The sequence below is a fragment of the Pseudomonas sp. DWRC2-2 genome, from assembly GCF_049897885.1.
In the GTDB taxonomy this organism is placed as follows: Bacteria; Pseudomonadota; Gammaproteobacteria; order Pseudomonadales; family Pseudomonadaceae; genus Aquipseudomonas; species Aquipseudomonas azotoformans_A.
In genome coordinates this window covers 35,238-59,181 of record NZ_JAFCXD010000012.1, presented here as the reverse complement: position 1 = coordinate 59,181, position 23,944 = coordinate 35,238, and the positions used below count along the sequence as shown (strand labels likewise).

19 protein-coding genes are annotated in these 23,944 nt (G+C 61.6%); 10 read left to right on the top strand and 9 right to left on the bottom strand.

Annotated elements, in window-relative coordinates; genetic code table 11:
- Positions 1-51 precede the first annotated feature (51 nt).
- On the top strand, positions 52-645 hold the full coding sequence (locus tag ACP7EW_RS29875) for a TetR/AcrR family transcriptional regulator (protein WP_038850161.1): 594 nt from the start codon (positions 52-54) through the stop codon (positions 643-645).
- A 111-nt stretch (positions 646-756) separates the two neighbouring features.
- Positions 757-1,134, top strand: a complete 378-nt coding sequence (locus ACP7EW_RS29870; RefSeq protein WP_426221692.1) for a COG4315 family predicted lipoprotein — start codon at positions 757-759, stop codon at positions 1,132-1,134.
- Between the two features lie 20 nt (positions 1,135-1,154).
- Here ACP7EW_RS29870 and ACP7EW_RS29865 read toward each other — a convergent pair whose 3' ends face one another.
- Both ACP7EW_RS29865 and ACP7EW_RS29860 read right to left on the bottom strand, forming a co-directional pair.
- Positions 1,155-1,823: a GNAT family N-acetyltransferase gene (locus tag ACP7EW_RS29865; RefSeq protein ID WP_426221691.1), complete on the bottom strand. Its 669-nt coding sequence runs from the start codon at positions 1,821-1,823 to the stop codon at positions 1,155-1,157.
- A 20-nt stretch (positions 1,824-1,843) separates the two neighbouring features.
- Positions 1,844-2,752, bottom strand: a complete 909-nt coding sequence (locus tag ACP7EW_RS29860; protein ID WP_426221690.1) for a LysR family transcriptional regulator — start codon at positions 2,750-2,752, stop codon at positions 1,844-1,846.
- Between the two features lie 112 nt (positions 2,753-2,864).
- Here ACP7EW_RS29860 and ACP7EW_RS29855 point away from each other — a divergent pair, with 112 nt between their 5' ends.
- From ACP7EW_RS29855 to ACP7EW_RS29845, 3 genes are all read left to right on the top strand, one after another.
- The gene (locus tag ACP7EW_RS29855) at positions 2,865-4,079 is read left to right on the top strand and encodes an MFS transporter (RefSeq protein ID WP_426221689.1); all 1,215 of its coding nucleotides are present in this window, start codon (positions 2,865-2,867) and stop codon (positions 4,077-4,079) included.
- Between the two features lie 81 nt (positions 4,080-4,160).
- Positions 4,161-5,012 carry a CAP domain-containing protein gene (locus tag ACP7EW_RS29850; RefSeq protein ID WP_028615957.1) on the top strand — a complete coding sequence of 284 codons (852 nt, stop codon included), beginning with the start codon at positions 4,161-4,163 and terminating at the stop codon, positions 5,010-5,012.
- Between the two features lie 151 nt (positions 5,013-5,163).
- Positions 5,164-7,344 (top strand): GAF domain-containing protein, encoded by a 2,181-nt coding sequence (locus ACP7EW_RS29845; protein ID WP_426221688.1) that lies wholly within the window; start codon positions 5,164-5,166, stop codon positions 7,342-7,344.
- 3 nt (positions 7,345-7,347) lie between these two features.
- Here ACP7EW_RS29845 and ACP7EW_RS29840 read toward each other — a convergent pair whose 3' ends face one another.
- From ACP7EW_RS29840 to ACP7EW_RS29825, 4 genes are read right to left on the bottom strand one after another with little or no spacing between them, the layout of a single operon-like run.
- A complete protein-coding gene (locus ACP7EW_RS29840) occupies positions 7,348-8,514 on the bottom strand; it encodes a diguanylate cyclase (RefSeq protein ID WP_426221687.1) in 1,167 nt (388 codons plus the stop codon).
- A 51-nt stretch (positions 8,515-8,565) separates the two neighbouring features.
- The gene (gene glgB / locus ACP7EW_RS29835) at positions 8,566-10,803 is read right to left on the bottom strand and encodes a 1,4-alpha-glucan branching protein GlgB (protein WP_426221686.1); all 2,238 of its coding nucleotides are present in this window, start codon (positions 10,801-10,803) and stop codon (positions 8,566-8,568) included.
- Positions 10,800-14,162 carry a maltose alpha-D-glucosyltransferase gene (gene treS / locus ACP7EW_RS29830; RefSeq protein WP_426221685.1) on the bottom strand — a complete coding sequence of 1,121 codons (3,363 nt, stop codon included), beginning with the start codon at positions 14,160-14,162 and terminating at the stop codon, positions 10,800-10,802. The genes glgB and treS overlap by 4 nt, the downstream gene beginning before the upstream one ends.
- Positions 14,163-14,192: 30 nt before the next feature.
- Entirely contained in the window at positions 14,193-16,172 is a 1,980-nt protein-coding gene (locus tag ACP7EW_RS29825; protein ID WP_426221684.1) for an alpha-1,4-glucan--maltose-1-phosphate maltosyltransferase, read from the bottom strand.
- A gap of 204 nt (positions 16,173-16,376) precedes the next feature.
- On the opposite strand from ACP7EW_RS29825, the gene ACP7EW_RS29820 reads away from it, so the two are divergent.
- The gene (locus ACP7EW_RS29820) at positions 16,377-16,553 is read left to right on the top strand and encodes a hypothetical protein (protein ID WP_177075939.1); all 177 of its coding nucleotides are present in this window, start codon (positions 16,377-16,379) and stop codon (positions 16,551-16,553) included.
- Here the strand turns inward: ACP7EW_RS29820 and ACP7EW_RS29815 are convergent.
- Positions 16,531-17,022 (bottom strand): MgtC/SapB family protein, encoded by a 492-nt coding sequence (locus ACP7EW_RS29815; protein WP_012723945.1) that lies wholly within the window; start codon positions 17,020-17,022, stop codon positions 16,531-16,533. The two genes, ACP7EW_RS29820 and ACP7EW_RS29815, sit on opposite strands and share 23 nt — an antisense overlap.
- Positions 17,023-17,143: 121 nt before the next feature.
- On the opposite strand from ACP7EW_RS29815, the gene ACP7EW_RS29810 reads away from it, so the two are divergent.
- The 4 genes from ACP7EW_RS29810 (at position 17,144) to ACP7EW_RS29795 (ending at position 20,968) form a co-directional block, all read left to right on the top strand.
- A complete protein-coding gene (locus tag ACP7EW_RS29810) occupies positions 17,144-17,383 on the top strand; it encodes a DUF3203 family protein (RefSeq protein WP_033901481.1) in 240 nt (79 codons plus the stop codon).
- A 184-nt stretch (positions 17,384-17,567) separates the two neighbouring features.
- The gene (gene ccoG, locus ACP7EW_RS29805) at positions 17,568-18,977 is read left to right on the top strand and encodes a cytochrome c oxidase accessory protein CcoG (protein WP_426221683.1); all 1,410 of its coding nucleotides are present in this window, start codon (positions 17,568-17,570) and stop codon (positions 18,975-18,977) included.
- Positions 18,978-19,002: 25 nt separating this feature from the next.
- On the top strand, positions 19,003-20,412 hold the full coding sequence (gene mapR, locus ACP7EW_RS29800) for a GntR family transcriptional regulator MpaR (RefSeq protein ID WP_025855266.1): 1,410 nt from the start codon (positions 19,003-19,005) through the stop codon (positions 20,410-20,412).
- A gap of 91 nt (positions 20,413-20,503) precedes the next feature.
- Complete coding sequence (locus ACP7EW_RS29795; protein WP_426221682.1) at positions 20,504-20,968, top strand: hypothetical protein; 465 nt, start codon at positions 20,504-20,506, stop codon at positions 20,966-20,968.
- 11 nt (positions 20,969-20,979) lie between these two features.
- Here the strand turns inward: ACP7EW_RS29795 and ACP7EW_RS29790 are convergent, their stop codons facing one another.
- Both ACP7EW_RS29790 and ACP7EW_RS29785 read right to left on the bottom strand, forming a co-directional pair.
- Entirely contained in the window at positions 20,980-21,726 is a 747-nt protein-coding gene (locus ACP7EW_RS29790) for an SDR family oxidoreductase (RefSeq protein ID WP_426221681.1), read from the bottom strand.
- A gap of 54 nt (positions 21,727-21,780) precedes the next feature.
- Positions 21,781-23,877, bottom strand: coding sequence for a putative bifunctional diguanylate cyclase/phosphodiesterase (locus ACP7EW_RS29785; protein WP_426221680.1), 2,097 nt, complete (start codon positions 23,875-23,877; stop codon positions 21,781-21,783).
- Positions 23,878-23,944 lie beyond the last annotated feature (67 nt).

Sequence of the window (23,944 nt, the reverse complement as noted above, 5' to 3'; positions counted from 1 at the left end):
GGTTACGCTGGACTTAAGTTACGATTAGTAAGTTACTTTTGGTATATAAGCATGTCAAGCACAGCGTCCCCTGCTCCTCGTCGTCGCCTGTCCCGCGAAGATCGCCTGCGTCAACTGCTGGACGTGGCCTGGCAACTGGTGCGCGATGAGGGCACCGAAGCCCTGACCCTTGGCCGCCTGGCGGAATTGGCGGGCGTGACCAAGCCGGTGGTCTATGACCATTTCGTCACCCGCGCCGGGTTGCTGGCCGCGTTGTATGAGGACTTCGATGCGCGTCAGGACCAGGTCTTTGCCAGCGCCATCGCGGCCAGCAGCGCAACCCTTGACGACCGGGCCTGGGTGATCGCCTCTTCCTATGTGGATTGCGTGTTGTTGCAGGGTCGGGAAATCCCAGGGGTGATTGCAGCCCTCAGCAGTTCGCCGGAGCTGGAGGCCCTCAAGCGCCAGTACGAGGCGATCTTCCTCGACAAATGCCGTGACGCGCTGTCGCCCTTTGGCCGCCTCTCCCAGGCAGGGCTGCGCGGCATGCTGGGGGCGGCGGAGGCACTGTCCCAGGCCGCAGCCAGTGGCGAGATCAGTCGCGAAGAGGCACAGCAGGAGTTGCTGGCGACTATTCTGGCGATGGTCAATCGCGGCCGCGTTTAAATAATTTCTGACGGGTGAGGAATAAACCGGCGCGGCGGGTGTTTACCTGAGTACGGCGTGTGAATACAGCACAACGCCAGTACTCAAACCTATAAATACCAGGAGTTCGTCATGCTGAAAAAATTCTCCCTCGCGGCTGCCGTCGTCATCGCCTGCGCCTCCTCCATGGCCTTCGCCGCCCCGACCAAGGTGGCCGACAGCGCCAAGGGTAAAGTGCTGGTGGACAGCAAAGGCATGACCCTCTACACCTTCGCCAAAGACAGCGCCGGCAAGTCCGTGTGCAACGGCCAGTGCCTGGCCAACTGGCCGGCGTTCACCGCCTCGGCGGCAGCGAAGGATGCGGACGGCTACACCGTGATCACCCGTGACGACGGCAGCAAGCAATGGGCCTACAAGGGCCAGGCGCTGTACACCTGGGTCAAGGACAGCCAGCCGGGCGACATCACCGGTGACGGCGTTGGCGGTAACTGGAACCTGGCCAAGCCATAAGGTCAGTGCGGGGCTATCGTTCAGCCCCGATTCTGTACGAACATCTGCACCTTGCGCGCCAGTTGATCAAGGTGCCGATCCCGTTGCTTCTCGGCATCCACCATGGCGCGCTTGCCGTGCTTTTGCAGCAGGTAGGTATGAATCTGCCGCACCTCCAATGAGCGGTAGATCGCCGCCACATCCAGCACGCCCAGCAAGCCGTCAGTGCCGTAGTCCCGTGTATTCATCAGCACCTGGGTGCCGCGCGCGCCGCGCACTTGGAAGCCCATGCCTTCGAACGCCGGCACTTTCTCAATTGAACACGCCAACTCCGCATGGGGATAACGACTCAGTACGTCATCCATCATTGCGCGCGCCACACCCTGGCGCCGGTAGCCGACCTGCACCGCCATGAACGCGATACCGCAGGCTTCGGGATCGTCCTTCACCGGCAGGTACAGGCAAAAGCCGACCAGCTTTTCCTCTTCCATCGCCACCACCAACTCGACGGCAATGCCCTTGGCGCCATTCAGCGCCTCCAGGTACAGGTGCACCTCAAAGCCAATGGCGTACTGGTAGATGTTGTACAGCAGGTTGCTCGGCGGCAGCGCCACGCTGCTGATGTCGGTGAGGTTGTCGACCACCATCTGCAGGATCTGAGCATTGATGGGCTCGGGGCACGGCGTGGTGTAGCGAGTAAGGCTGAACATGCAAATTCCTGGGTTTAGCGTCAAGGCAGCGGCGATTGTACCTGTTGCAGAGCGCACACCTCACGCAAACATCCGCGGAACCAGCGATGGGCCAGGTCGGCATCCAGCCTGGGGTGCCAGAGCATCGACACGCTGAAGGTGGGCAATGCCAACGGCAATGCAAAGCTGTGCAGGCCCGCACGTTGGTGGGTCGTGTAGCGTTCGGGCACGCTGGCGATCAGGTCGGTGTCGCGGGCCAAGGCGATGGCGGTGGCGAAACCGGCGACCACGGTATTGATCTGTCGCGTGAGGCCCTGAGCTTGAAGCAAGTCATCGATCTGGCCCCGGTCCTGGCTGCCCCGGGACACGTAGACGTGCTGGCCTGCGGCGTAACGTTCAACGCTGACCTCACCCTGGCTGAGGGGATGGCCACTGCGCACCACACCGACCAGGCGATCGCGAAACAGCGCCAGGGTCAGCACTTCCGGGCTGGCGGTGGGGTCGACCACGCCGGTTTCCAGGTCGACGCTGCCCTCACGCAGCAAGGTGCTGTCCTTATCGGTTTTATTGATGAAACGCAGGCGCACGCCGGGTGCCTCCTCAGCGATGCGGGCCAGTAGCGCCGGGCCGAAGTTTTCGACGAACTCTTCGCTGGTGCGCAGGGTGAAGGTGCGCGTCACTTGAGCCAGGTCCAGGGATTGCACGGGCCGCAGCACGGCATTGGCCTCCTGCACCAAGCGGCTGACCTGCTCACGCAATGCCACCGCCCTGGGCGTGGGCACCAGGCCGCGACCGGCGCGCACCAGCAACGGGTCGCCGGTGGTCTCGCGCAATCGGGCCAAGGCACGGCTCATGGCCGAAGGGCTCAGGCGCAGGCGTTTGGCCGCCGCAGCGACACTGCCTTCGGCGAGCAGCACATCCAGGGTGATCAGCAGATTGAGATCGGGCATCCGTGCTCCTTATAAGGCGTTGTATGCATCTATTAACTGCAACTCATGCGTCTTCCGCCATGTTAGGCGACGCCGTAGATTTGGGACAGTTGCCTTTACTCAAGGATTTTCCATGTCTATCTCTTCACGCGGCAGCCTCATCAGCCTGTCCCTGTCCACGCTGCTCGCCTCGCTGGGCACCAGCATTGCCAATGTCAGCCTGCCCAGCCTGGCGCAGGCGTTTGATGCCTCATTCCACGCCGTGCAGTGGGTGGTGCTGGCTTACCTGTTGGCGATCACGGCAGTGATTGTGAGTGCCGGACGCCTGGGCGACCGGTTCGGACGGCGGCGGTTGTTGCTCGCCGGGTTGCTGTTGTTCGCCGTGGCGTGCGGGCTGTGCGGCATGGCGCCGTCTCTGGCATGGCTGGTTGCAGCACGCGTCCTGCAAGGCCTGGGTGCGGCCGTGATGATGGCGATGGCCCTGGGCATGGTCGGTGACACCGTCACTAAAGAGCGTACCGGCCGCGTGATGGGTTTGCTGGGCACGATGTCGGCCGTCGGTACCGCGATGGGGCCCAGTGTCGGCGGTGTATTGCTGAGTGTGTGGGGCTGGCGCGCGATTTTCCTGATTGGCGTGCCATTGGGAGCGATGGCGATTGCCCTTGCCTACCGCTATTTGCCGGCAGATCGGCCCCACGTGGCATCCCCCGCCGACTCGAGTTTCTGGACATCATTAAACGATGCGTCATTGCGCACTGGCCTGATCATGAGTGCCCTGGTGGCCGCCGTGATCATGGCCACTTTTGTGGTGGGGCCGTTCTATTTGTCCCGAGGCCTGGGGCTCGATCCCGAGTGGATGGGCCTGGCCATGGCGGTCGGGCCCTGCGTCGCGGCCATCAGCGGTGTTCCGGCCGGCAGGCTCACCGACCGCCTCGGCAGCCAACGCATGAGCCTGTCCGGCCTGGGCCTGATGGCCTGTGGCGCGCTGCTGTTGTCCTGCGCGTCGGGCCTGTTCGCCTATCTGGGCGCACTGGTGATCCTGACCACCGGCTACAGCCTGTTCCAGGCCGCCAACAACACCGCCGTGATGACTGATGTAGAGCCCGCGCGGCGCGGCACGGTCTCGGGCCTGCTGAACCTGTCACGCAATCTCGGGCTGATTGTCGGCGCCTGGGCATTGGGGGCGATATTCGCCTGGGCCAGCCCGGATGTCACCCGTGCCCTCCCCCAATCCATTGCCTTTGGCCTGCACGCAACGTTCGGCGTCGCACTGGCCATGATCCTGCTGGCATGCGTGATGGCATGGCGCCGCTTTAACGCCTTCACCCCCCTGCAGAACACCCATTGAGGCAAAAAAACAAAAAAGGCGTTGCACCAGACCGGGTTACATCGCGCATCATGGGCACTTTCAAGCTCAAGGGTAACGTCCATGCGCGTTCTGTCATTGATGATGGGTCTTACGACGCTGGCCGCCACTACGGTGTTCTGCGCCAGCGCGATGGCGAATGAAGAAAGTCAGTTGGTACAACAGATCAACCAATACCGCAGCCAGGTGCAACGCTGCGGCGACCAGGGTTCCCAGGAACTGCCGCCATTGGCCAGCGATACGCGACTGGTGCTGCCAGCCACCAACGTTGGCGACCTGCAGCAGGCGCTGGCGCGGGCTGCGTACCCGATGGTCAACGTGCAGGCCATCAGCCTGTCCGGGCCCAAGGATGCCCAGGCGGCCATGAAGGCCGTGCGCGAAAGCTTCTGCCGCGTGGTGCTGGACCCGCAATTTGTCGATATCGGCGTGAGTAACAGCGGCCAGGACTGGCGCATCGTGCTCGCTCGACCACTGCTCACCAGTGGCCTGGGCGATTGGCAGACCGAAGGCAAGCAACTGCTCAACCTGATCAACACCGCGCGCTCACAACCGCGTCAGTGTGGCACCCAGGCGTTCACGGCCACCACGCCCCTATCGTGGAATGACGACCTGGCCGGCGCTGCCAACAGCCACACGCGCAACATGGCCAACGGCAACTTCTTCGATCACCTCGACCACGACGGCCGCACCCCTGGGGATCGCGCCGAACTTGCCGGGTATATCGCGAAGAACATCGGCGAAAACATCGCCGCCGGGTTGGATACGCCACGCAAGGTTGTCGACGGCTGGCTTGCCAGTCCCGGCCATTGCGCCAACCTGATGAACCCGCAATTTCGCGAGTTGGGTGCAGCGTATGCCATGGATCCGAAGAGTGATGCAGGGATCTATTGGACGGGGGTTTTCGGCGCGCAATGAACAGTCAGTAAAACTTTCCAAACGGAGAGTGCATCAAATTGCTATCACCGGGATAATCGCGCTGAACTGCCAGCCGGCATTCCGGTCTGTTGCTTGTTGGGCCGCCCCTTTCAGGCGTTAAACAGACCGTAGCGTACAGGGTGTTCTTGCAATGATGAATTGGCTGCAAAGCAGCAGCGATATGGCTGAGCGGGTTCGCCAGCATGACTGGTCGAATACGCCCCTGGGGCCGCTGGAACAGTGGCCGGATGTGCTCAAGACCACCGTCGCATTGTGCTTTGCCTCAAGCTTCCCTCAGTCCATTGCCTGGGGGCCGCAGTTGACCATGCTGTACAACGACGCCTTCATCCCCATTCTCGGGGACAAACCCTATGCGCTGGGCCGTCCGTTCAATGAGGTGTGGCGTGAAGTCTGGGCCGAAGTCAGCCCGATTGCTCAGGCCGCCTTTGAAGGGCACGCCACCTATATCGAGAACTACCCGCTGTTGATCGAGCGCGGCGCCGGTCTCGAACAGGCGTACTTCACCTTTTGCTACAGCCCCATCCGCGACCCTCTGGGCAAGGTGGTGGGGATGCTGGATACCGTCACCGAAACCACGGCCACCGTATTCCTCAACCGCCGCCTGGCGGTGTTGGACGCGGTGGGCAGCGCCGTGGCCAATGCCACCGACGCCGAAAGCATCATGTCCACCACCACGCGTCTGCTGGCCGAGCACTTGCAGGTCTCCAATTGCGCCTACGCCGACATGGACGCGGACGAAGACGGCTTTACCATTCGCGGCAACTGGGCAGCGCCGGGCTCACCGAGCATCGTCGGGCGCTACAGCCTGGCATCGTTCGGCGCGCGGGCCGTGCAGCAGCTGCGTGCCGGAGAACCGCTGGTGGTGCAGGACAACCGCGCCGAATTCGCGCCGGAGGAAGCCGCCAGCTACCAAGCCCTGGGCGCGCTGGCGACCGTGTGCTTCCCGCTGATCAAGGACGGCCGCTTGACCGCGTTGATGGCGGTGCACCACAAGACGGCGCGAGTCTGGTCGCCCTATGACCTGGCGCTGGTGGGGGAAGTCACCGAACGCTCCTGGGCGCATATCGAGCGGGTCCGCGCCGACGCCGCCGTACGCGAAGGCCTGGCGGCGTTCACCGAGCTGAATGCCACCCTGGAACAACGGGTACAGGAGCGCACCCTCGCCCTCACCCAGGCGGAAGCTGCGTTGCGCCAGTCCCAGAAGCTGGAAGCCATCGGCCAACTGACTGGCGGCGTGGCCCATGACTTCAACAACCTGCTGACCATCATTCGCTCGTCGGTGGACTTCCTGCGCCAACCTGGGCTGTCCGAGGAGCGACGCCAACGCTATATGAGCGCCGTTTCCGACACCGTCGAGCGCGCCAGCAAACTCACCAGCCAACTGCTCGCCTTCGCCCGACGCCAACCGCTCAACCCGGAAGTCTTCGATGCAGGCCTGCGGGTCAAGAACATCGGCGAAATGCTCGAAAGCGTCACCGGCGCGCGCATCCATGTGCAGGTGCAATTGCCTGAGCGTCCTTGCCATGTGCGCGTCGACGCCAGCCAGTTTGAAACCGCGTTGATCAATATCGCCCTGAACGCCCGGGACGCCATGGACGGGCAAGGCACCCTCATCTTGCGCGTGGCCACGGTGGACACCCTGCCGCGCATCCGTGGCGATGAAGAGAGCCGCCAGCCCTTTGTGAGCATCGCCCTGGCCGACACCGGCAGCGGCATTCCCGGCGACACAGTCGAACGCATTTTCGAACCGTTCTTTACCACCAAGGCCGTGGGCAAAGGGACTGGGCTGGGGTTGTCCCAGGTGTTCGGCTTTGCCAAGCAGTCCGGTGGCAACGTCGATGTGGCGAGCCATCTGGGCCAGGGCACGGTGTTTACCCTGTACCTGCCGGAGGTGGCGGCGCAGGTAATAGCCCAAGAACATAGGCTGCAAGATCCCTTGCCGGTCCAGGACATAGCGCTGCGCCATATCCTGATCGTGGAAGACAACCTGGAAGTGGGCCGCTTCGCCAACCAGATCCTGCAAGACCTCGGTTACCGGACCACATGGGCGACCGATGCGGAACAGGCGCTCGCATTGGCCGGCGCGGATGCCCTGGCGTTTGACGGGGTGTTTTCCGATGTGGTGATGCCCGGCATGACCGGCGTGGCCATGGCCAAGGTGCTGCGCCAACGGCGCCCGGATTTGCCGGTGGTGCTCACCTCCGGCTACAGCGAGGAACTGGCCGAGAGTGGTTATGAAGGGTTCGAGTTCCTGCCCAAGCCCTACTCCGCCGACCAGGTCGCACGGGCACTCGCCAGAGCGATGCCCTGAGTCCTACTCGGCCACTGCCACCTGATTGCGGCCCTGGGCCTTGGCCCGATACAGCGCTTTGTCAGCGGTGTTCATCAGGCCGTGCAGATCTTGGTCCTGAGTATGGGTGGACGCCACGCCGAGGCTGGCGGTCAAGCCATGCACCGGCTCGGAGGCCAGGCCCGAGATGGCCTTGATCAACTGCTCGGCAATGTCCCGTGCGGTTTCCAGTGACGTATTGGGCAACAGCACCGCAAATTCCTCGCCGCCCAGGCGCCCATACACGTCGGCCTGACGGAACGAGGCACTGATCACCCCGCCAATCTGGCGCAGCACCTGGTCACCGGCCTGGTGACCGTAGGTGTCGTTGATTTCCTTGAAGTGGTCCATGTCCATCATCAACGCACACAACGGCTGATGATTGTGGCGGCATTGTGCGTACAACACCTGGGCATGTTCGAAGAAGGCACGGCGATTCATCAGGCCGGTGAGTTCGTCGGTCTGTGCGGCGCGGGTGGAAATGTTGTGGGCCCGCTCCATCTGGCGAGTCAGGCGGAAGGCCTTTTCCAAAGCATCCGACAGCTTGCGCGTGGCACTCACCACAAAAGTGGAAAACACCAGGACCGCAATGGCCACGCCCACTTGCATCGAGGACGGCTGGAACAGCAGCCACAGCGTGCACGGCAACAGCACCACGGCCATGGAGGCCAGCGTCATGTAGCGATAAGCCGAGTAACAGGAGACTGCGCTGACTGACATGCCCACGGTAAACAGCATCACCAGCACCTGGGAAAGCCGGTCATCGGTGGGCATGACCGCCAACGCGCCGATTCCCCAGGTTCCGGCAGACAGCATCAACGTGACCCAGTAGCGGCGTTCCCAACGGTCCGGCATGCGCTCGGCATTGGGACAGCGAAACCATTCCATGAACATTTTGATGCGAAACAGGGAAGTCGCCGCCAATACCACCAGCCAGACCAGGATGACCTGATGGTCAAACCGCTCCCAGCACAGCCAGCAGAGCATCACCGCGGCCAGGTAACTGCCGAAAATCGCGGCAAATGACTGCCGGAACAGCTGGTGCAAACGGTCGGTTCGCACCTGCTCCTCTATAAAGCAATCCTGCTCCTGCCCACGCCCAAGGCCGTTCATGAAATTCGCCTGATTCGACTGCCACGACAAAGGCGCCATTGTGGCACCCTGCCAGTAGTGCGGACAACAGAATCCAGCACGGTAGAGCCTTTAAAGCGGTTCCGGACGCAGAATCAGCACGCCCAGCGGCGGAAGATTCAACGACAGCGACACCGCCTGCCCATGGTGCGGCTCATCCTGGGTAAATACCTCGCCTCCATTACCGTAATTGGAGCCTGCGTACATCTCGGCGTCACTGTTGATCACCTCGCTCCAGCGCCCGCTGAACGGCACGCCGACTTTATAGCCTTCGCGCGGCACCGGGGTGAAGTTGGCCACCACCAGCACGGGCTTGCCGTCCTTGCTCCAGCGCAGCCAGGCGTAGACGCTGTTGATCGCATCGTCGCCGATCAACCACTGGAAGCCTTGGGGCGCGTCATCCTGTTCGTGCAGGGCCGGTTCTTCGCGATACAAGCGATTGAGGTCGCCCACCAGCTTCTGCACGCCTTTGTGCTCAGCGTACTGCAGCAGGTACCAATCCAGTTGCTGGTCATGGTTCCACTCGCGCCATTGGCCGAATTCGCAGCCCATGAACAACAGTTTTTTGCCGGGGTGCATCCACATGAACGCCAGGTAAGCCCGCAGGTTGGCAAACTTCTGCCAACGGTCGCCAGGCATCTTGTCGATCAGCGAATGCTTGCCGTGCACCACTTCATCGTGTGAGATCGGCAGGATGAAACGCTCGGACCAGGCGTAGACCAGCCCAAAACTCAGCTCGTTGTGGTGATGGGCGCGATACACCGGGTCCTGCTGGATGTAATGCAGGGAATCGTGCATCCAGCCCATGTTCCATTTGTAGTTGAAACCCAGGCCGCCCTGTTGGGTCGGCTGGCTGACGCCGGGCCAGGCGGTGGATTCCTCGGCGATCACCAGGGCACCGGGCGCCTCGATGGCGACTACATCATTGAGGTGACGCAAAAAGTCGATGGCTTCGAGGTTTTCGCGGCCGCCATGGCGATTCGGCACCCATTCGCCGGCTTTGCGTGAATAGTCGCGGTAGAGCATCGAGGCCACGGCATCCACGCGCAGCCCGTCGATGTGGAAGTGTTTAAGCCAGTGCAACGCCGAGGCCAGCATGAAGCCATGCACTTCGGTGCGGCCCAGGTTGTAGATCAGCGTGTCCCAATCCTGATGGAAACCTTCCAGCGGGTTGGCGTATTCGTACAACGCGGTGCCGTCGAATTGCGCCAGGCCGTGGGTGTCGGTGGGAAAATGCGCCGGCACCCAGTCGAGGATCACGCCGATATCCGCCTGGTGCAGCGCGTTGACGAAATAGGCAAAATCCTGCGGCGAACCGAAGCGTGCCGTCGGGGCGAATTGGGACAAGGCCTGATAGCCCCACGAGCCGCCGAACGGGTGCTCCATGATCGGCATCAGTTCAATGTGGGTGAAACCCAGCTGCTGCACGTAAGGAATCAGGCGCTCGGCCAGTTCGCGCCAATTGTACTGACGCGCCACTTCGCCCGCCTCGTCCAGTTCGGCCTGCCAGGAACCCACGTGCAATTCATAGATCGACAGCGGCGCGGTGGTCTTCTGCTTCTCGACCCGCGACTGCATCCATTCGTGGTCTTGCCAATCCACCTGCAACGGCTCGGCAACCTTCGAAGCCGTGTCCGGCGGCAATTGAGTGGCCAGCGCGACGGGGTCGGCCTTGAGCGGCAGGATCCCATTGGCGCCGAGCACTTCGTACTTGTAAGCCGCGCCCGGTTGCAGGCGTGGGATAAAGATCTCCCACACGCCGGAAGGATGGCGCAGGCGCATCGGATGCCGGCGCCCGTCCCAGATATTGAAATCGCCCACCACCGACACGCGTCGCGCATTCGGTGCCCACACGGCAAAGCGCACACCTTGCACGCCGTCGACGCTGGTCACCTGGGCGCCCAGGCAGCTGCCGAGGTCGCGGTGATTGCCTTCGGCGAACAGGTACAGGTCCATTTCACCCAGCAACAGTTGCTGGAAGCTGTAAGGGTCTTCGGTGATCTGCTCGCCCCCGGCCCACTGGATTTTCAGCAGGTACGCCTGGCGCGTGTGGAAGTGCCCGACAAACAGGCCCGGTACCTGGCTCGCGTCGAGGCTGCCGATCTGTTCGCCGCTGTCGCGCGCCAGCACCTGGACGCTCAAGGCTTCGGGCAGGAACGCACGGATAAACTGGCCGCCGTGCTCATCATCGTGTGGCCCGAGAATCGAGAACGGGTCGTGGTGTTCGGCGCGTACCAGCGCTTCGACGTCCTTGGACGCCGGCAATGCAGTCAATTTCGGTTGCAGCGGTTCTTTATGTGTAAAGCTCATGACGTCTCCCCACCGCGTGCAGTTTTAGATATGGGTGCTTCCTTTATAGAAGCAGTCCCGCTCAGTAAACCGTGCAACCCTTGCAAGGGCACCGGCAACCAAGTCGGACGGTTCTCTGCTTCGTAGGCCACTTCGTACGCGGCCTTCTCCAGGCTGAACAACGCCAGTGCAGCGTCCTGGCCTTTGGCATCCTGCCAGTCATGCGCCAGTGTAGACGTAGCTGACTGATAAGCCTGGATAAATGCCTGGCGTGCTTCTTTCAGATAACGATCGGTTACACGTTTACGGGATACCGCCGCTTCGGGCGAGTGATCCACCCCTTGCACATTCAAGGCCATGGCCGCCGCGTAATCGAACGAGCGCAACACGCCGCTCACATCTTTATACGGGCTGTGCTTGCCCCGTCGTTCGTGCAAGGGCCGCGCCGGTTCGCCTTCAAAATCGATCAAGTAGGCATCGCCTTTCACCACCAGCACCTGGCCCAAATGCAAGTCACCATGCACCCGAATGCGCAACCCGCCCGCCGTGGCTTTTGCCAAGGCCTGTACATGACTGGCGATGGCTTTTTTCTGCGCCAGCAAATCACTGACCAGCGCTTGATCGGCCGGGTTCAATTGGCTTTGATGAAGTTTGAGCAACTGCAACGCGCGGTCCAGCTGCGCGCCGACGTCCTTGGCCCAGGCCTGGGTGTCCTTGGCGCTGGTAACCTCCGGCTTGAAGTCTTTATTGGCAGTGTCAGCGCCGAGCACCAGGTGCATTTCACCCAGGCGCTGGCCGAGCAATCCGGCAAAGTCCGCCAGCTCGCCAAGGGCGTTGTAATGCTGCTCCTGCTCGGAGATGGCTTCAGCCAGCTCGTCGCGGATCGCCCGTTCCAGGTTGTTCTGGGTCCAGCTCCAGGCGTTTCCCTGGTTGCTCAAATAGCCTTGGGCAATCATCAGCAGGTTGTCTTGGCCTTCGGCATCATGGCGCACCATCGAGCCCAGCAGTGGCGAGATGTTGGGGTAGCCGGCTTCAGTCAGGTAGGCGCTCATTTCCAGTTCCGGGTGCACGCCGGAAGCGACTTTGCGGATCAGTTTGAGCACCAGGCTTTCACCCACCACCACCGAGCTGTTGGACTGCTCGGCGGACAGGTAGCGCACCTCAGCCTCATCCGTCAGTTGCAGCTTGGCCAGGTGCGGCGTGGCGTCAAAGCGCAGTTCACCCTCGCTGGTAGTGAGCACGGTGCCGGCTTGCAAACCTTGAATCACCGCCCGGATAAAATGCTCAAGGCTGAAGGCATCCGTGACCAAGCCCACCTGGCGCACCCGCCTTACGCGGGCCAACGCCAGCTGTTGCGGCAAGGCACTGGTGAACTGGTCTTCACCGAGAAAACCCAACGGCAGCTGATACCGGCTGACTTGACCACCCGCTGTTACTTCAAGCTCGCTGAGCAACACCGGATGCTCGGGATCGCCAAAGCGCGCGCCGTAGGCAATGCGCACGCTGTCGATGGCCGTGTCCTTGCCGGCAAACCAGCGACGCTTGGGCAGCCAGGCTGGAAGCACCGTCTGCTCCAGGGAACCGCGGCACGGCTCGTCTAGCAGTTCTTCCATGCGCTTTTTCAATACCAATGTGGTGAAGTCCGGCATGCTCTGGGCCGGCTCCACGTGCCAGCTCGGCATCTGATTTTCCGGCGCCAACACAAACCAATAAAAGCCATAAGGCGCCAGGGTCAGCAGGAAATTAAGCTGGCCGATGGGTGGGAAAGCATTACCGCCGAGCATCTCCACCGGCACCATGCCCGCAAATGCCGACAGGTCCAACTCGGCCGCCTGGGCGCTGCGCGACACGTTGGCCACGCAGAGGATGATTTCGTTACGCCCATCTTCGCCGGTGAATTCACGGGTATAGGCCAGGATGCGGCGGTTGCTCGGCGAGAGCATTTTCAAGCTGCCACGGCCGAACGCCTTGGATTGCTTACGCACCGCCAGCATGCGCCGGGTCCAGTTCAGCAGCGAATGCGGGTCTTGGGCCTGAGTCTCGACATTCACCGACTGGTAGCCGTATTGCGGGTCCATGATCGGCGGCAGTACCAGGCTGGCCGGGTCGGCGCGGGAAAAACCGCCGTTGCGGTCGATGGACCATTGCATCGGTGTGCGTACGCCATCGCGGTCGCCGAGATAGATGTTATCGCCCATGCCGATCTCATCGCCGTAGTACAGGGTCGGCGTGCCAGGCATCGACAGCAACAGGCTGTTGAGCAGCTCGACACGGCGACGATCCCGCTCCATCAATGGCGCAAGACGGCGACGAATACCCAGGTTGATCCGCGCACGACGGTCAGCCGCGTAGTAGTTCCACAGGTAGTCGCGCTCCTTGTCGGTGACCATTTCCAGGGTCAGTTCATCGTGGTTGCGCAGGAAGATCGCCCATTGGCAGTTGGCCGGAATCTCCGGGGTCTGCCGTAGGATATCGGTGATCGGGAAGCGATCTTCCTGGGCCAGGGCCATGTACATGCGCGGCATCAGCGGGAAGTGGAAGGCCATGTGGCATTCATCGCCGTCGTCGCCCTTTTTGTCACCAAAGTAGAGTTGGGTGTCTTCCGGCCACTGGTTGGCTTCGGCCAATAGCATGCGGTCCGGGTAATGCGCGTCGATCTCGGCACGGATCTGCTTGAGCACGTCGTGGGTTTCAGGCAGGTTCTCGTTGTTGGTGCCGTCGCGCTCGATCAGGTACGGGATGGCGTCGAGGCGCAGGCCGTCGATGCCCATGTCCAGCCAGTAGCGCATCACCGACAACACGGCTTTCATCACCTGGGGGTTGTCGAAGTTGAGGTCGGGCTGGTGGGAATAGAAACGGTGCCAGAAGTATTGGCCGGCGACCGGGTCCCAGGTCCAGTTGGACTTCTCGGTATCGAGGAAGATGATGCGCGTGCCGTCGTATTTCTGGTCATCATCCGACCACACGTAGAAGTCCCGCGCCGCCGAGCCGGGCTTGGCCTTGCGAGCGCGCTGGAACCAGGGGTGCTGGTCGGAGGTGTGATTGATCACCAGCTCGGTGATCACCCGCAGCCCGCGCTTGTGCGCCTCGGCAATAAAGCGCTTGGCGTCGGCCAGGGTCCCGTAGTCGCTGTGCACGCCACGGTATTCGGCAATGTCATAGCCGTCGTCGCGACGTGGCGAGGGGTAGAACGGCAATAGCCAAATGGTGTTTACACCCAGGTCCGCGATGTAGTCGAGCTTGGCGATCAGGCCGGGAAAATCACCGATACCGTCGTTATTGGAGTCGAAATAGGATTTGACGTGAACCTGGTAGATCACCGCGTCCTTGTACCAGAGCGGGTCTTTGATGAAGGTGGCAGCGTTGGGTTTCTTCGCCATTGGAAACTCCTGGAAAATGCATCGGAAGGTTCAAGACGATGGGGTGATGCGCCAGATGCCAAACGGCATCTGCGGCTCCAGCCGTGTCCACTGGGTTTTGCCGTACCAGGTCCAGCGATGGCCGTTCATCAGGTCTTCACCTTGGGTCTGGGCATCATCCGGCAGCCCCAATTCCCACAAGGGCAACTCGAAGTGGGCTTCCTGGGCGTTATAAGGATCCAGGTTCACCGCCACCAGAATGAAGTTGCTGCCGTCCTCGCTGCGCTTGCCGAAATACAGGATGTTGTCGTTCCAGGCGTTGTAGAGCGTGAGCCCCAGATGCGTCTGCAGCGCCGGGTTCTGCCGGCGGATGCGGTTGAGCTGGGCGATCTCGGCAATGATGTTGCCGGGCGCGGTGAAGTCCCGAGGGCGGATCTCATATTTCTCCGAGTCCAGGTATTCCTCTTTGCCCGGCACCGGGGCCGACTCGCAGAGTTCGAAGCCGGAATACATGCCCCACAGGCCCGAGCCCATGGTGGCCAGCGCGGCACGGATCAAGAAGCCAGGGCGGCCGGAGTCGTGCAGGAAGGCTGGGTTGATGTCCGGCGTATTCACGAAGAAATTCGGCCGGTAGCATTCGCGCCACGGCGACTCGTTCAGCTGCGTCAGGTATTCGCTCAACTCGGCCTTGGTATTGCGCCAGGTGAAATAGGTGTAGCTCTGGGAATAGCCGACCTTGCCCAGGCGCGCCATCATCGCCGGCGTGGTGAAGGCTTCGGCCAGGAAGATCACGTCCGGGTACTTGGACCGCACGTCGCTGATCAGCCATTGCCAGAACGGCAGCGGCTTGGTGTGGGGGTTGTCGACGCGAAAGGTCTTCACGCCCTCTTCCACCCAACCCACCACGATGTCGCGCAGCTCGGTCCACAGGCTCGGGATGGCATCTGCGGCATAAAAGTCGACGTTGACGATGTCCTGGTACTTCTTCGGCGGGTTCTCCGCGTATTTGATCGTGCCGTCCGGGCGCCAGTTGAACCAGCCCGGATGTTCCTTGAGCCACGGATGGTCCTGGGAACACTGGATGGCGAAGTCCAAAGCGATTTCCAGGCCATGCTCGGCGGCCGCCTGGACCAGGCGGCGGAAATCATCGCGGCTGCCCAGTTGCGGGTGAATCGTCTCATGGCCGCCGTCTTCGCTGCCGATGGCATAGGGGCTGCCCGGATCATCGGGGCCGGCGCTCAGGGAATTGTTCTTGCCTTTGCGGTGGCTGCGCCCGATGGGGTGGATCGGCGGGAAGTACAGTACGTCAAAACCCATGTCATGGATCATCGACAGCCGTGAGTGCACGTCCTTAAAGGTGCCGTGACGCGCCGGATCGTCGGTGATCGAGCGCGGGAACAGCTCATACCAGCTGGCGAACAGCGCTGCCTCGCGCTCCACATCAATCGGGTAGACGGTGCTGATGCTCAGGTAGGCGCGGTGATCGGCCTGGGTCATCAGGTGTGCACTGTCTTCGTGCAGGAACTGCGCAACCTGCTCGGTTTCCAGCAGGCCGGAGAGTTCGTGGTGCAACAGCATCAGGCGGTCACGCAGCTCATTGTCACTGCGCTCGGCGGCCTGTAGCACCAGGCTGCGGCCTTCCTGCAACTCCAGGCTGACCGGCACACCCGCCTCATGCTTCTTGCGCAGCTCATAGCAAAAGCTGGCGAAGGTATCGATCCAGGCTTCGATGCAGTATTCGTGAGGGCCTTGCTGGGCCACAGTAAACGCGCCTTCCCAGCCGTTGTTGCCCACGTCGGTCATGACCACGCTGTGCCAGCTTTCGTCTTGCAGCGGGCGCCAGCGGATCAGCACGGCGAGCTTGTCATGGCCGTCGGCAAACACTTTGCTGGTGACATTGACCCGTTGGCCGACCACGGCCTTGACGGCAAATTCGCCGCCATCAATCACGGGAGTGGTGCTTTCGATTGCGATCCTGGGCAGCAACAGTGCCTGGGACAGTGGTAACAAGGAGTCTGTTTCAGCAGTCATCGAGCATCTTCCCCTTACGCCCTGTGGACGCTCTTTGCTTGATCCGAATTCTGAGGCGGCCGAGCTCTTCCTGAGCAAAGCCGTAATAGGTCCGAGCCTGGGCTCCGGTTAAAAGTTCAGCTGGATGTGCCGCCATCGGGCGGGGAATCGATTCGCACCGGCGGCTGTCCACCGATAGAGCAAAGCACAAAGGAGGCCACACCGATGAATATCCCGATCCCGGCGGAAACGCCGGACCCGAATATCGACAAACCCACCCTGCCGCCGACCGAACCGGAACCGATTCCGGAAAAAGAACCACCTGAAAACGAACCGCCACCGGTGGAAGAACCGCCGACGACCATGCCGCCCGTGATCGTCAGTCCTTCTCAAAACGCTTGACGATCTTTGGCATCACGCTAAACACCGCCAGCGCCAGCAGGGTACTCAGCACCGCTGTCGATTCCCGGCCCAACCCGGCCGAGACCCCAATCGCAGCGGTCATCCACAAGCCGGCGGCGGTGGTCAGGCCTTTGACGTGCCCCTCTTCATCGTCCTTGCCCTTGATGATCGTACCGGCGCCCAAGAAGCCGATCCCGGCAATCACCCCTTGCACCACCCGGCTCATGGCGTCCGCCTGATTACCGGACATTTGCGGCACCATCACAAACAAGGCAGCGCCCAGCGCCACCAGCATATGGGTGCGCACCCCGGCGGCCTTGCCCTTGCTCTCTCGCTCAAAGCCGAGAATGCCGCCCAGGATCGCGGCGATCAGCAGGCGCACGGTGATCTGGGTGAGCTGTTTGGCGTCGCCAATGTCGGCGAATTCAGCCTGCAGGGTTTGCCACACTTCATGCCACCACGCGTCCATGGATGCTGCCCTTTGTCATTATTGGTAATGGATGGACAGCAGCGACCGCCAGTCAGTTGCCTGGAACCCCCACACATCGCTGGGCCCTAACTTTACATCGCCCACAGATAAGGAGAACGGCATGCCCATTCGTATCGAAAACCAACTGTGCTACTTCATGCTCGATGACAACGGCCAGGAACAGAGCGTGCCAGCGACCCGGGTCAATATTGTTACCGACCTCGACAAGTCGATGTCCTACGTGGAGTTGGCCGCCGAGCGGATCTATATCACCGAGGCCGAGGCCGACGCCCTGACGGTGGCCGGTGCCCACGATGGGCGCCAGCATGTGAAGGCCGAAGAACCTGGTTCGCTGATTTAATTGATCTGTGTCAGCCCCCTTGAAATAACGCTGCACCCCTGGTGCCATGGGGTGCAGCACATTGTCGCAGCGGGCATTCACCGCCCCATCTGATCCGCTTTTTATCGCCATACCTGAGTCTGTTATGCAAACAGCGCCACGCGCATAGTTCATCCGCCTGATGGAGGCTGATGAGCGAACGACCATGAGAGAACACATCCCAACCGTGGAAATCTTTGAGCCCACACACCCAAAGAAGGTGAAGGCCAAGTCCAGCGACAACTTGATTTATACCCGCAGTTTCACCGGCCTGTTCCGTACCTTGCGCGTGAGCGGTGCAGGCTTCCTGTTCCTGGCGTTTTTCGGCACCGTGTGGCTGAACTGGGATGATCGGCAGGCCGTGCTGTGGGACCTGGCTGAAAGCAAATTCCATATCTTTGGCGCAACCTTCTGGCCGCAGGATTTCATCCTGTTGTCGGCGCTGTTGATCATCTGCGCCTTCGGCCTGTTTGCGATCACCGTGTTTGCCGGCCGCGTGTGGTGCGGCTACACCTGCCCGCAGAGCTCGTTTACCTGGCTGTTCATGTGGTGCGAAAAAGTCACCGAAGGCGAGCGCAACCAGCGTATCAAGCTGCAAGCGGCGCCCTGGAGCCTGAACAAACTGGCGCGACGCTCGGCCAAGCACACCTTGTGGCTGGGCATCAGCGTGCTGACCGGCCTGACGTTTGTCGGCTATTTCACGCCGATCCGCCCCTTGGCGGCTGAACTACTGACCTGGCAGATGGGCGGCGTCAGTTTGTTCTGGGTGCTGTTTTTTACCGGCGCCACCTACATCAACGCCGGCTGGCTGCGCGAAGCGGTGTGCATGCACATGTGCCCGTATGCGCGGTTCCAGAGCGTGATGTTCGACAAAGACACCCTGACCATTTCCTACGACGTGGTCCGCGGCGAAAACCGTGGCCCGCGCAAACGTGACGTCAAACCCGCCGACGTCGGCCTGGGCGACTGCATCGACTGCCAGCTGTGCGTGCAGGTCTGCCCCACTGGGATCGACATCCGCGACGGCCTGCAAATGGAGTGCATCGGCTGCGCGGCGTGCATCGACGCCTGCGATTCGATCATGGACAAAATGGGCTACCCGCGTGGCCTGGTGAGCTACACCAGCGAACATCAACTGCAAGGCGGCAAGACGCACCTGCTAAGGCCGCGCCTGATCGGCTACAGTGCCGTGCTGCTGGTGATGATCGCTGCGCTGGTAGTGGCGCTGGTGGAACGGCCGATGGTGTCGCTGGATGTGACCAAGGACCGTGGCATGTTCCGTGAAAACGCCCAGGGTCTGATCGAAAACATCTACAGCCTCAAGGTGATCAACAAGACCCAGCAACGCCAGGACTATCGCCTGGAACTGGTAGACGCCGACGGCTTCCAGTTGCAAGGCAAGACCGAGATCAGCCTGGCGCCGGGGGAAATCAGCGATGTGCCGGTGTCGGTGGCATTGCTGGCGGATAAACCGGCGAGCAGTTCGCAGACCTTGCGTTTCAAAGTCTCGGACGTGGATGAGCCAGGGATCTACAGCATTGCCGACAGCCGCTTTGTGGCGCCGTTGAACCGATAAAAACATTCACACTGACTGAGCCCCCATGAAACGCTACGAAAAATTCGCCGACGACATTGCAGAACTGATCCGCTCCGGCGTCCTCGGCCCCGGCCAGCGGGTGCCGTCGGTACGCTATGCCAGCCAGACCTACGGCGTCAGCCCGTCCACGGTATTCCAGGCCTACTACCTGCTGGAGCGCCGTGGCCTGATCCGCGCGCGGCCGCGTTCGGGCTACTTCGTCAACACCCATGCGCCCAGTCCGTTTTCCGAGCCGGTGGTGAGCGAGCAGGTGCACGAGTCCACCGAAGTGGACGTGAGCGAACTGGTGTTCTCGGTACTCGACTCGATCAAAGACCCGAACACCGTACCGTTCGGCTCGGCGTTCCCCAGCCCCATGCTGTTCCCGCTGCCACGCCTGGCCCGCTCCCTGGCCAGCGCCAGCCGCGAAATGGACCCGCGCCTGGTGGTCACCGACATGTCGCCGGGCAACCCGCAACTGCGTCGGCAGATCGCCCTGCGCTACATGGTCGGCGGCCTGATGCTGCCCATGGAAGAACTGCTGATCACCAACGGCGCCTTGGAGGCGTTGAACCTGTGCCTGCAAGCCGTCACCGAACCGGGTGACCTGGTGGCCATCGAAGCCCCGGCGTTCTACGCCTGCCTGCAAGTGCTGGAGCGCTTGAAACTCAAGGCCGTGGAAATCCCCGTGCACCCGCGCGACGGCATCGACCTCAACGCCCTCGCGCAAACCCTGGAGCGCTACCCGATCAAGGCCTGCTGGACCATGACCAGCTTCCAGAACCCCATGGGCGCGACCCTGCCGGAAGCCAAGAAACAGGCGCTGGTGGAACTGCTGCGCGGCCATCAGGTGCCGCTGATCGAAGACGATGTGTACGCCGAGCTGTATTACGGCCAACAGGCGCCGAAGCCCGCCAAGGCGTTCGATACCGAAGGCCTGGTGATGCATTGCGGCTCCTTCGCCAAAAGCCTGGCCCCCGGCTATCGCGTGGGTTGGGTGGCGGCCGGACGTTTTGCGCAGAAGGTTGAACGCCTGAAGCTGATGACCTCGCTCTGCCCGTCGATGCCGGCCCAGGCGGCGATTGCCGATTACTTGCAGCACGGCGGCTATGACCGGCACCTGCGCAAACTGCGCTATGCCCTGGAGGAACAGCAAAGCGCGATGCTGGCCGCTATCGCCCGCTATTTCCCGGCGCAGACGCGGGTCAGCCAACCGGCCGGCGGGTACTTTCTGTGGCTGGAACTGCCGGAGCAGACGGATTCGTTGAAGTTGTTCCAGATGGCGTTGGCGCAAGGCATCAGCATCGCGCCGGGGCCGATCTTCTCGGCCACCCAGCGCTTTCGGAACTGCATTCGCTTGAACTACGGCAGCCCGTGGACCGAGGCGTCGGAAAAAGCCATGGAAACATTGGGGCGCATTGTTCGCTCGTTTTAAGCCGGAACCCCACTCCACCAGGCGCCACACAAAAAAGCGCATGCATCACGCCTGAACATGCGCCTTACCGAATTCTGCCTGGAGATTTCTTATGCACATGCCCGCCTCTACCACGCCTAGACAACTACCTGTTCCACCCCACTACATGCGTGCAGCCGAACAACAACAAGTGCGCGAGATGACAGGCCCCATGGGCCGTCCCGCTGGCGATCATCGATCGGCAGACAGGATCATCGAGCAAAGCCCTGTACTGCAGCACTTTCTCGATAACCGCGATCATGACCACTTACTGGATGAGCTGAAGATACAGGTCGGTGACTGGACCACCGCCAACCCGGAACCGGACGCCAGGGCCAATGCGGCCTACGACCTGGACAAGGTATTGCGTTTTCTGGACAACCTGGACGACCGTCACTTGAATGCCAGCCATAGTCGTAACGGACAGATCGACGGGTTCTGCTGTAATAGCTACAGAACGCACGACAATTCTGAAGCCAGCCAGCTCCAGGCATTTTCCCGCAAAGGATACGCAGCACTGCGCCATCTACGGACCTGAAAAGTGGATGCTCAACGCCCACCACCCAGATCGAGGAACGTCCCGGTCGCGTACGAAGCCTTATCCGACAGCAGCCAGATAATCGCCTCTGCCACCTCATCCGGGCGCCCGCCACGGGCCATGGGAATACCGGACTCCAACTTGCTGACCCGGTCCGGGTCGCCGCTCAAGGCATGGAAGTCGGTGAAGATATAACCAGGACGCACCGCGTTGACACGAATGCCTTCGCCCGCCACTTCCTTCGACAGCCCAATGGTGAAGGTGTCGAGTGCGCCTTTGGACGCGGCGTAGTCGACATACTCACCCGGCGACCCCAGACGCGCGGCCACTGACGACACGTTGACGATACTGCCGCCCTGCCCGCCATGCTTGGGCGACATACGCAGCACCGCATGCTTGGCACACAGGATCGGGCCGAGCACGTTGGTCTTGATGATTTTCAGGATGCGGAATTCGGACATTTCGTCAACGCGGGACTTGTGTCCCACCGTACCCGCATTGTTGACCAGTGCGGTCACACGACCCAGTTCGGCGTCCACGCGGTGGAACAGCGCGATCACTTCGTCCTCGATACTCACATCCGCCCGCACGGCAATGGCTTGGGCGCCCAGTGCACGCACCCGTTCGAGCACACGGTGGGCCGCCTCTTCGTCGGATTGGTAGTTGATGCAGATGCGATAGCCCTGGCGAGCAGCCAGCAAGGCCGTCTCGGCGCCAATCCCACGACTGCCCCCGGTGATGATGACGACTTTGTCCATGCGTGCGGTCTCCTGATTCAACCTGATGTTTAGGGTTGGATCCAAGAATACCTGTCACGCACGGCTTTTGTCAGGCGCAACGGCCTCTTCGGCGCGTTGGATATCCGCCATAAAGCCTTCCGCCGGCAACGGGTGACCCAGCAGGTAACCCTGAAGGGAATTGCACCCAAGCCGTGTCAGGAAATTCTGCTGCACATCCGTCTCGACACCCTCGGCAACAATCCGTAATCCCAAGGCCTGGCCAAGGGCGACGATGGCCGAGACGATGGCTGCGTCGTCGCTGTCGTGTTCCAGATCGCGCACAAAGCCTCGGTCGATCTTCAGCTCGTTGGCCGGCAGGCGCTTGAGGTACATCAGGCTGGAGTAGCCGGTGCCGAAGTCGTCGATGGACAAGTCGACGCCCATGTCCGACAGCTGCTGCAACACCGTCATGCTCGCGTCGGCGTCGCTCATGGCCGTGGTTTCGGTGATTTCCAGGGTCAGGCTGTTGGCCGGCAATTGGTGCCGCTCAAGCGCCGCCGCCACACTCTTGACCAGCCCGGCGTGGCAGAACTGCAAGGCCGACAGGTTTACCGCAATGCGCCAATCTTCGTAGCCCTGAACGTACCACAGGCTCATCTGGCGGCAGGCTTCGTTGAGTACCCATTCGCCGATGGGAATGATCAACCCGGTTTTTTCCGCCAACTCGATAAACATCGCCGGCAGCAGCAGCCCCTGTTGCGGGTGCTCCCAGCGCAGCAGGGCTTCGGCACCGACCGGAATACCGCTGACCGCGTCGAACTTGGGCTGGTAGTACAGGCGAAATTGCTCCTGTTCCACAGCATTGCGCAAGTCCTGCAACAGCTGCAATTGCTTGCGCGCGTTGGTGTTCATCGACACATCAAAGAAGCTGTAGCCGTTCTTGCCCATGCCCTTGGCGTGGTACATCGCGGCGTCGGCGTTCATCAACAGTTCCTGAGGGTTGTTGCCGTTGCCCGGGAACATCGCGATGCCGACACTGGCGGAGATCTTCAACTCATGCTCGGCCACCTGGAAGGCGCGGTTGATCAGGATCACTTGGCGCTCGGCAAGACCCAGGGCATCATCCGGCTGGGTCAGTTGCACCAGTAACACAAACTCGTCGCCGCCGATGCGCGCCAGGGTGTCCTGGCTGCGCAAGTCTTCGCGCAGGCGCAGGCCGACTTCGCGCAACAGTTGGTCACCCATGTGGTGACCAAAGGCATCGTTGACTGGCTTGAAGCCATCGAGGTCGATAAACATCAGCGCGAAGCAACCGCCCTGCTCTTTCACGGCCTGCATGGCTTGCTGAATGCGGTCCGCAAGCAACGTACGGTTGGGCAAGCCGGTGAGCATGTCGTGCAGGGCCAGATGGGTCAGTTCCTGGTTGGCTTGGGTCAGGGAATCGGCCAGCACCGCCGTACGCGCTTCCAGGCGTGCATCGAGCAACGAGGTGAGCAAGGCGATGGCCAACACCGCCAGGGTCGTGACCAGTACCAGGTTATCCAGGCCCTTGCCGCTCAACCCGTTCAATGCAGCGCCACAGAAACTCTCATCGGCAAAACGTGCGGCGGCCATGCCGGTGTAATGCATGCCGACGATGGCAAAGCCCATCACCACCGCTGCGCCCCCCCGTAAAAGGCGCACGTACGGTGTGTTACGGCGCAGATTGTGGGCGATCCACAGCGCAGCGCCAGACGCGACCACCGCGATCAGCAGCGACGCGCCAAACAAGGTGGGGTCATAGTCGATGCCTGGGGTCATACGCATGGCGGCCATGCCGGTGTAATGCATGCACGCGATGCCGGTGCCCATGACCAGCGCACCAAACCCCAGTTGCCAGGCGGGCAAACGCGGCTGGCTGATCAGCCACAAGGCAAAGCCGCTGGACAACACCGCGATCAACAACGACAGCGCCGTGATGCCCAGATCGAAGCCCAGGGCAAACGGCAAGCGCAGCGCCAGCATGCCGATGAAGTGCATCGACCACACCCCCACGCCCATCGCCATGGCGCCGCCGGCGATCCATAAATAAACGGCGCGGCCTTTGGCGGTAGCAATGCGACCGGAAAGGTCCAAAGCGGTGTAGGAAGCGAGGATCGCGACAAACAGCGAAATCACGACCAGCGAGGGTGAATAACTACCGATGAGCATGGGACTTCTCGTGCGCAACGGGCGTGAGAAGCCCGTGCCAGGTGGCAAAGCGGGCGATTGTAGCGAG